The organism is Marichromatium sp. AB31 (genome assembly GCF_003718685.1).
Lineage (GTDB): Bacteria > Pseudomonadota > Gammaproteobacteria > Chromatiales > Chromatiaceae > Marichromatium > Marichromatium gracile.
In genome coordinates this window covers 21,148-29,769 of sequence record NZ_RHFI01000034.1, presented here as the reverse complement: position 1 = coordinate 29,769, position 8,622 = coordinate 21,148, and the positions used below count along the sequence as shown (strand labels likewise).

Genomic DNA, 8,622 nt, shown 5'->3' with positions numbered 1-8,622 from the left:
CAAGCTGGTCGTTGCCGCTGCCGCCGACGAGGATATCGGCGCCGAGTCCGCCGTCGAGCCGGTCGTCGCCGCCATCGCCGAAGAGGCGGTCGCGCCCGCCGGCCGAACCGAGGGTGTCGTCGCCGCCGCCGCCGCGGATGATGTCGTCGTCGGGGCCGAAGAAGAGCACCTGGGCGCTGCCGTCGCCCTGGACGATGTCGACGTCCGAGCCCGCGTCGCCGTCGTCGCCGCGGAAGCTGCCGGGCCCGCGCACCACCAGGGTGCCGGCGCCGGCGACGACGATCTCGACCGGCCCCAGGGGGGCGCCCGCGGCATCGTAGAGCGCGCTGGTGTCGACCACCACCAGGGTCGGGCGGGCGTCGCTGCCACTGTCGTCGCCGAGGTCGATGGTCAGGCGCAGCGGGGCATCCCCCGCACCCCCCTCGCTCGGCCACACCGGGGTGACCTGCACCACCTCGACGCCGACGCCGCCGGCGCGGGCCTCCAGCGAATCGATCAGCGCCGCGCGTCCGGCCGCCTCCTCGGGGTCGGCTGCGGCGTCGTCGCCGCCGGTGAGGGTCTCGAGCGCGCTGCGCTCGGTGCTCACCCGGCTGGTGGCGATCAGCCCGAGCGACTCGGGCTTGCTCACCACCAGCCCGCCGATCGGGATGTCGACCTCGGGGGTGGTCGGATCGACGTCGGTGCGCTCGCCGGGGGCGCTCGGGTCGCTGACCACCACCGCGACGTCCTCGCCGGTGCGACTGTCGGTGGTGGTGCCGGTGGTCACCGGGGCGCCGTCGAGGGTGGTGTCGGTGAAGCTCTCGGTGGGGTTGAGCCCGGTGTCGATGCGACCGTTGTCGAGGATGGCGCCGTCCTCGCCGACGAAGAGATCGCCATCACCCTCATCGTCGCGGTCCGGGGTCGATCCACTGCCGCCCCCTCCGCTCGTCTCCCCATTGAGAAGCAGCAGCAGGTCGCCGTCGGAGTTGCCGACCAGGGCGTCGAGATCGCCGTCGGCGTCGAGATCGGCGAGGGCGGGCGAGATCTGTAAGCCCATATCGCTCAGCCCATATGGATTCATAACGGTAAAGTCGAAACTCGGGGCAGTCACACTGCCGATGTTCTCGAATAAGAAGATATCACCGTCAGAATTGCCGACGAGCAGTTCGAATAGATCATCGCCGTCGATGTCGGCCAGTGCTGGGTAGACCCACAGATCCATGAAAGGCAATGAAGGTGAATCAAAGGTGACGAAGTCCGGCTGGGTAGGGCTGCCCGTGTTCTGGAAGTACATGAATTTGCCATTGTAATAACTGACAAAGGCGTCGATGCGTCCATCGTCGTTGAGGTCAGTAAGGACTGGCGTGGCGAGGAGCATCCCAGTGGACGGTAAGTTGAATGGATTGGTGGTGGGTGGGGCGAAGGCGGCCTCGGATGCCGTGCCGGTGTTCTCGAAGAACAGGAGGTCGCCTCTCCAGTTCCCGACGACGAGATCGAGATCACCATCGCCGTCGAGGTCGGCCAGGCTCGGGGCAGTATAATTGTCGACATTACTCAGGCCGAAGGGATTGGTGCTCGCTGAGCTGAAGTCCGGGTTGCTGGCGCCGCCGGTGTTCTCGAAGAACAGGAGGTCGCCGGAGTCATTGCCGACGAAGACGTCAAGGTCGCCGTCGGCATCGATGTCGGCGAAGGTCGGGGAGGCAGAGGCGCCGACGTCGTCCAGTCCCAGTGGGTTGACCTGTGGGGGCTGGAAGGTCGGCTCCTCGGTCGGCAGGTCGTCGTCGGTGACGGCGATCTGGACGTTGTCGATCGCCGCCCCGTCGTAGCCGGAGTCGGTGCTGGTGACGGTGTGGCTGATGACGCCCCGGTGCGGACCCTCGCCGACGCTGTCGTCGACGGCGGTGACGGTGACCTGTTGCGGGGTGTCCCAGTCCTCCGGGGTGAAGGTGAGTGTCGTCTGATCGACCCCCACCTGATCGTTGGTGGTGTCGAGGGTGACGGTGACGTCGGCGCTGGGCTGGGTGTCGAGGACCAGGGTATAGGTGGCGGTGGCGCCGCCCTCGGTGACCTCGACCGAGGATTGGCTCAGTGTCACCCCGGGCGGGGTGCCGTTGCGGAACAGCAGCAGGTCACCGTCGGAGTTGCCGACCAGGGCGTCGAGATCGCCGTCGGCGTCGAGGTCTGCGAGGGCAGGTGAGCTATAGACGCCGACGTTGGTTAACCCGTATGGGTTGCTGACTGCGCTGGCGAATGCCGGTTCGCTCGTGCTGCCGGTGTTCTCGAACAGCCAGATGTCGCCGCTGTAGCCGCCGACGAGCAGGTCGAGCCGGCCATCACCGTCGATGTCGGCCAGGGTTGGCGTGGTGCTTCTGTCGACCGGGCTCAGGCCGAACGGTGAAGCAGAGGGGGCGGCGAAGTCCGGCTGTGTGGCGCTGCCCGTATTGTGGAAATAAAAGAGTTCACCAGAGTCGTTGCCGACGAAGGCATCGACGAGACCGTCGCCATCGAGATCGGCAAAGGCGAAATCATACGCTTGGCTGTTTTGTTCGAGTCCGAAGGCGGTCGTTTGCGCGTTGCCGAAGGCGGCGCTGGATGCCGTGCCGGTATTCTCGAAGAACAGGAGATCGCCGCCCAAGTTCCCGACGACGAGATCGAGATCACCATCGCCGTCGAGGTCGACCAGGCTCGGGCTTGCACCGTTGCCGACATCACTCAGACCGAAGGGATTGGTGATCGCTGAACTGAAGGCCGGATTGCTGGCGTCGCCGGTGTTCTCGAAGAACAGGATGCCGTTAACACCATTGCCATCACCACCGCCGTTGTTGACTGTCATGGTGGTGGTGGTGCCGACGAAGACGTCAAGGTCGCCGTCGGCATCGATGTCGGCGAAGGTCGGGGAGGCAGAGGCGCCGACGTCGTCCAGTCCCAGTGGGTTGACCTGTGGGGGCTGGAAGGTCGGCTCCTCGGTCGGCAGGTCGTCGTCGGTGACGGCGACCTGGACGTTGTCGATCGCCGCCCCGTCGTAGCCGGCGTCGGTGCTGGTGACGGTGTGGCTGATGACGCCCCGGTGCGGACCCTCGCCGACGCTGTCGTCGACGGCGGTGACGGTGACCTGTTGCGGGGTGTCCCAGTCCTCCGGGGTGAAGGTGAGCGTCGTCTGATCGACCCCCACCTGATCGTTGGTGGTGTCGAGGGTGACGGTGACGTCGGCGCTGGGCTGGGTGTCGAGGACCAGGGTATAGGTGGCGGTGGCACCGCCCTCGGTGACCTCGACCGAGGATTGGCTCAGGGTGACGCCGGGCAGGGGCTCGTTGCGGAACAGCAGCAGGTCACCGTCGGAGTTGCCGACCAGGGCGTCGAGATCGCCGTCGGCGTCGAGGTCGGCGAAGGCAGGTGAGCTATAGAGGCCGACGTCGGTCAACCCGTATGGGTTGCTGGCTGCGCTGGCGAATGCCGGTTCGCTCGTGCTGCCGGTGTTCTCGAACAGCCAGATGTCGCCGCTGTAGCCGCCGACGAGCAGGTCGAGCCGGCCATCACCGTCGATGTCGGCCAGGGTTGGCTTGGTGCTTCTGTCGACCGGGCTCAGGCCGAACGGTGAAGCAGAGGGGGTGGCGAAGTCCGGCTGGGTGGCGCTGCCCGTGTTGTGGAAATACAAGAGTTCACCATGCTCGTTGCCGACGAAGGCGTCGAGGTGTCCGTCGTCGTCGATGTCGGCTAAGGCAGGGGTGGCATTGCTCCCAGCAATCGTGAGGTTATATGGATTGGTGGCGGGGGAGGCGAAGTCGGCCTCGGATGCCGTGCCGGTGTTCTCGAAGAACAGGAGGTCGCCGCTCCAGTTCCCGACGACGAGATCGAGGTCACCATCGCCGTCGAGGTCGACCAGGCTCGGGGTTGCACCGTTGCCGACATTGCTCAGGCTGAAGGGGTTGGTGATCGCTGAGCTGAAGGCCGGGTTGCTGGCGTCGCCGGTGTTCGTGAAGAGCAGGAGTTCGCCCAAGTTATTGCCGACGAAGACGTCGAGGTCGCCGTCGGCATCGATGTCGGCGATGGTCGGGGTGGCATAGCCACCGACGTTACTCAGTCCCAGTGGGTTAGTCTGCGAGGATGGGAAGTTGGGGGTCGACATCTCAGCTCCTTGTGAAAGCAGTGGCGATTGATACGCGCGTGATCAGGAATCGGTCGGTCGTCCGGTCGCGTGGCGTCGCGCGCTGGTTGGTCGCTTGACGGCCCGTCTCGGGACGTCGGGTCGGGGCATTGCCGTGCCGGTGACCTCGGTGCTCATGCCATGACAGCCCCATGACGTGATGACCGCGTGGTCCGGTGTCTCGATCGCCCGGGGGCGCTGGTCGGGTCATCCGTTCATCCCGGGTTCGCGTAGCGCTACCCCGAGCGTCCGGCGCAGATGGGCGAGCATTCGGGTGGCGACGCCGCGTCCGCGGTACTCGGGCAGCACGAACAGCGAGATCAGCTCGGCGTGATCGGACGGTGCTCGGCACTCGGCAACGGCCAGCCCGATCAGGGCGTCGCCGATCACCGCCGAGACCCCGACGATCTCGCCGTCCGGTGGCTGGGTGTGCCAGCGCTGATCGAGCCGCGGCCAGGTCAGCGCGGCATAGGGCGCGAGGTTGTCCGGGCTGAGGTGGTGGACCTGCTGGAAGCGGATCGCCGGGTCGTGCGCCGGTGCGCGCGGCAGGCCGGCGGTCGGTGGCGGGGCACCCTGTCCCGGCCGCTTGAGCGTCGGCTTGGTGACGACCAGCCCGGCGCTCCCGGGGAAGCTGACCAGGCGTTCGATGGTGTCGTCCTGCAGTCCGAGCGCCCGTGGTTGACGCGCCTCGGGGATGACCACCAGGTCGAAGAGTTCCTCGATCACGCTGTCGAAGCGCAACCACTCGAGCACCTGTCCGTGGACCAGGTCGATGACGGCCAGCCCGCACTGGGCGCGTCGACCGTCGGCGGCGAGCCGCTGCTCGAGTGCCAGCCCGCCGAAGCTGCGCTCGCGTAGTCGCGAGAGCCCGACCAGGGCGAAGTCGCCGTGGAAGGCGAGCCCGCGCGCGAAGCCGGGGCAGTCGGCCACCGGCTCGAAGCGCCCCTCGTCGAGGTATCCCAGCGCACCGTTGCCGGAGTCGAGCAGCCACAGCCGGTCGCGATACCAGCGCGGCGAGTGCGGCATCGACAGCCCGGTGGCCGCGACCGTGTTGCTCGGCAGGTGCAGCACGCAGCCGCCGTCGTGGCGGTGATGGCGCCAGCCGGCGGCGGTGTCGGTGCGGCTGCAGGCGGTCATCCAGGTCGGTGCGCCGCCCTGCAGGGCCAGGCCGTTGAGGTGGCAGCGGTCCTCGGCGGCCAGCCGGGTGATGAACGGCGGTTGCCACAGTGGGACGAAGCTGTGGTCCGGGTCGAGGGTGGCCAGACAGCTGAAGTCGGTGTTGACGAACAGCACCCGTCCCTCGCCGTCGATGACGAGGTCGTGGGCGTTGACGTCCCCGGTGATCCAGCACTGACGGGGGACGTAGAGCCGGTCGCCGCCCTCGTGACTCGCCCCCGGGGCGAGTCGGTTGTCGAGCTGCCAGATCTGGTAGCGACAGCCCATGGTCAGGGTGTCGTGCTGCCAGAACAGCCCCATCGGCTTGTCGAACAAGCGCTCGTGCAGCGCCAACCGCCCGGGCTCCGGTGTCCGCCCGACGAGGAACAGACGGTTGGTCTGATAGGTGGTGAAGGCGAGACTGACGCGCTGGCGCGCGAGCCAGTGCCAGAACCCGGGAGAGGCCTGGAGCCTGGGGCGTGGGTCGGTCATGGGGACGTCCGGGGGGCGGTGGCGGTGAGGCGGTAGTCGTGCCAGAGGGTGCGGTAGGTCTCTTCGAGCGCGGTGACGAACTCGGCCGGTCGGAACAGTGGCGCGGCGTCGCGGCCAGCGCTCAGGCGTCGTCCGAGCGCGGCGAGTCGCGCCGGATCGCGCCCGAGCGCGACGGCGCGCTCGACATAGTCAGCGGGCGTGTCGCAGACCAGCTCCGGCAGTCCCACGGCATGACACAGGCTCGCGCCCATGCGCGCGGCATAGTGCGTCCCCGGACAGGTGAGCACCGGCAGCCCGGCGGACAGTGCGCCGACGGCGGTGGCCCCGGCGTTGTAGGCCGGGGTGTCGAGGAAGAGATCGGCCAGGCGGTAGCGGGCGAGGTACTCGGCGTGTGGCCGCTTGGGGGCGAAGACCAGCCGTCGTGGATCGATGCCGGCGGCCGCGGCGGTGGCGCGCAAGCGCGCGTTGCTGCCGGTGCGCTCGCCGTCGAGCAGCCACAGCACACTGTCGGGCACCTGCGCGAGGATACGCATCCACAGCGTGAAGGTCTCGGGGTCGATCTTGTGGATGGCGTTGTGGCAGCAATAGACGACGCCGGACTGCGGCAGCCCGCACTCGGCCCGTCCCTCACCCGGCTCCCCGACCTCCAGCGGCGCACAGGCCCAGGCGTTGGGCAGGCGGATCACCTGCTCGCTGTAGTGTGCGCTGTGTGCTGGCGGGATCAGGTGGCGGTCGGCGATGAGATAGGGGACGAAGTCCGCCCCGAGGGTGCCGGGGTAGCCGAGGTACTGGATCTGGATCGGGGCGGGACGCAGGGCCAGGACCAGGGGGCGTGCATGGGTGGTGTAGCCGGCCAGGTCGATCAGCAGATGGATGCCGTCGGCGTGGATGCGTTGCGCGATGGCGAGCGAGGAGGCGCGTGAGAGATCGGTGTAGTGGTCACAGCCGGCGCGGATGCGCTCGGTCCAGACGTCTCGTCCGGGGACCAGGGCATAGGCGTGGATCTCGAACTCGGGACGGTGATGGTGCTCGAACAGCCCCGCCACCAGGGTGCCGACGGCATGACAGCGGAAATCCGGCGAGAGATAACCGATGCGCAGTCGCGCCGGATGCGGGTCGCTCGGAGGGGCGAAGGTGGTGCCCAGCGCTCTGGCCTGCCGTGCCAACCGGCGCGCGGCGCGCTCGGCGAGCGCCCGATACCAGTCGGGCGGCAGGTCGAGGGCGAGCGCGCTCAACAGCGGGGGTTCGTCGCCCGGCGTCTCGCCCGTCAGATAGCGCTCGGTGACCGCGCGCAGCCGTTCTCGGCGTGCCGCGCCGTCCTCCCAGTCGGCCTGACGACGCCGGATGGTCTCGAGCTGGTAGTGCAGCCGGACGTTGTCCGGCGCGGCCTCCAGGGCGCGCTCGTAGTCGGTGCGGGCGGCTTGCAGGTCACCGAGGGCCTCGTGCAGTTGGGCCAGGTTGTGTCGAGGCTGCTCGAAGTTCGGGTCGAGGCGCAGGGCGCGCCGGTAGCTCGCGCGGGCGAGGCGCAGATTGCCCCACTCCTGCAGCGCTGCCCCGAGGGCGTTGTAGCCCTGTGCCGAGGGCTTCAGTCGCAGTGACGTTCGATAGTGGTGCAGCGCGCGGGGCATGAACCCGTACCCGTGGTAGAGCTGACCGAGTTCGAGATGGGCCTCGGCGTGCTCGGGCGCGTGCCGCAATGTCTCGCGATAGGCCGCCTCGGCCGCCACGAACTCGCCCTGTGCGGCCAGGATCTTGGCCAGGTTGTAGTGGCCGAGATGAAGTGCTGGCTGCAGTTCGATGGCGTGTCGGTAGGCGGTGATGGCGCGTTCGGGGTCGCCCTGGAGCTGCCACAGTCCACCGAGGTTGCAGTGCAGGATCGCCTGCTCTGGGGCCTGCTCGATGGCCTGGGTGTAGCACGCCAGGGCCGCCTCGAGGTCTCCCGTGGACTGCAGGGTGTTGCCGAGATTGTTCAGTGCCGAGACATGACCGGGCTGCAGCTCGAGCACGGCGCGCAAGTGTGCGACGGCGGTGGTGGGGTCGCCGTGTCGACGGGCCCGGCGGGCTGCGTCGAGATGGGCCGATATCCGTTGGCGGTGTGTTGTCGACTGGGGGGGCGGTACGGGGGAGAGAACTGGGTTCTGACGGTCCATCTCAGCGCTTCAATCCTTAAATCCGAAGATGCCGGATGATTATAAAATATTTTTTGTTATAGATAATTTTTGTCGATTATCTGGCGCAGCCGTGGCTGCTTCTCTTGACGATCCTTAATCCAGGCTGGCTCCAGCGGCCGGGCACCCAGGTGGGGCGGTGTTCGGAAGGGGGGAGTGGTCGTCGGGGTGGCCGACACAGGGTCCGGGCTGGCTCCCGGTGCAGGAGGTGGTGTCGGCGATCACGCGCGCCGGGGGCTGGGGTGATCGCCGGGGCCTGTGTGGGGGCGGGGGTGTCAGCCGATCGGCTGACCGGCCTGGATCAGCTCGATCGGGTAGCCGTCGGGGTCCTCGACGAAGGCGATGATGGTGGTGCCGGCGTTCATCGGGCCGGCCTCGCGGAGGATCTTGCCGCCCTGCGCGCGGATGCGGGCGGTGGCGGCCTGGGCGTCCTCGACCTCGATGGCGATGTGGCCGTAGCCGTTGCCGAGGTCGTAGTGCTCGACGCCCCAGTTGTAGGTCAGTTCGAGCACTGTGTGCTCGGACTCGTCGCCGTAGCCGAGGAAGGCGAGGGTGAACTCGCCCTCGGGATAGTCCTTCTGGCGCAGCAGCCGCATGCCGAGGACCTGGGTGTAGAAGTCGATGGCGCGTTGCAGGTCGCCGGTGCGCAGCATGGTGTGCAGCAGTCGCATGGGGGTCTCCTCG

General features: G+C 68.0%; 4 protein-coding genes. All 4 read right to left on the bottom strand.

Annotated elements, in window-relative coordinates; translation table 11 throughout:
- On the bottom strand, positions 1 to 4,105 hold a 4,105-nt coding region (locus EBL84_RS15945; protein WP_123141701.1), incomplete at its 3' end, for an FG-GAP-like repeat-containing protein.
- Between the two features lie 225 nt (positions 4,106 to 4,330).
- The gene (locus tag EBL84_RS15940; RefSeq protein WP_123141700.1) at positions 4,331 to 5,770 is read right to left on the bottom strand and encodes a TIGR03032 family protein; all 1,440 of its coding nucleotides are present in this window, start codon (positions 5,768 to 5,770) and stop codon (positions 4,331 to 4,333) included.
- Positions 5,767 to 7,854 (bottom strand): glycosyltransferase family 41 protein, encoded by a 2,088-nt coding sequence (locus EBL84_RS15935; RefSeq protein ID WP_223807042.1) that lies wholly within the window; start codon positions 7,852 to 7,854, stop codon positions 5,767 to 5,769. Before EBL84_RS15935 ends, EBL84_RS15940 begins: the two co-directional genes overlap by 4 nt.
- Before the next feature lie 359 nt (positions 7,855 to 8,213).
- Positions 8,214 to 8,609: a lactoylglutathione lyase gene (gene gloA, locus EBL84_RS15930; RefSeq protein WP_123141698.1), complete on the bottom strand. Its 396-nt coding sequence runs from the start codon at positions 8,607 to 8,609 to the stop codon at positions 8,214 to 8,216.
- Between the last annotated feature and the right edge of the window lie 13 nt (positions 8,610 to 8,622).

What these genes read in the sequence shown, in the direction of transcription:
- EBL84_RS15940 (WP_123141700.1), bottom strand. Translation starts at nt 5,770, where the DNA reads ATGACCGACCCACGCCCCAGGCTCCAGGCCTCTCCCGGGTTCTGGCAC.
- gloA (WP_123141698.1), bottom strand. Translation starts at nt 8,609, where the DNA reads ATGCGACTGCTGCACACCATGCTGCGCACCGGCGACCTGCAACGCGCC.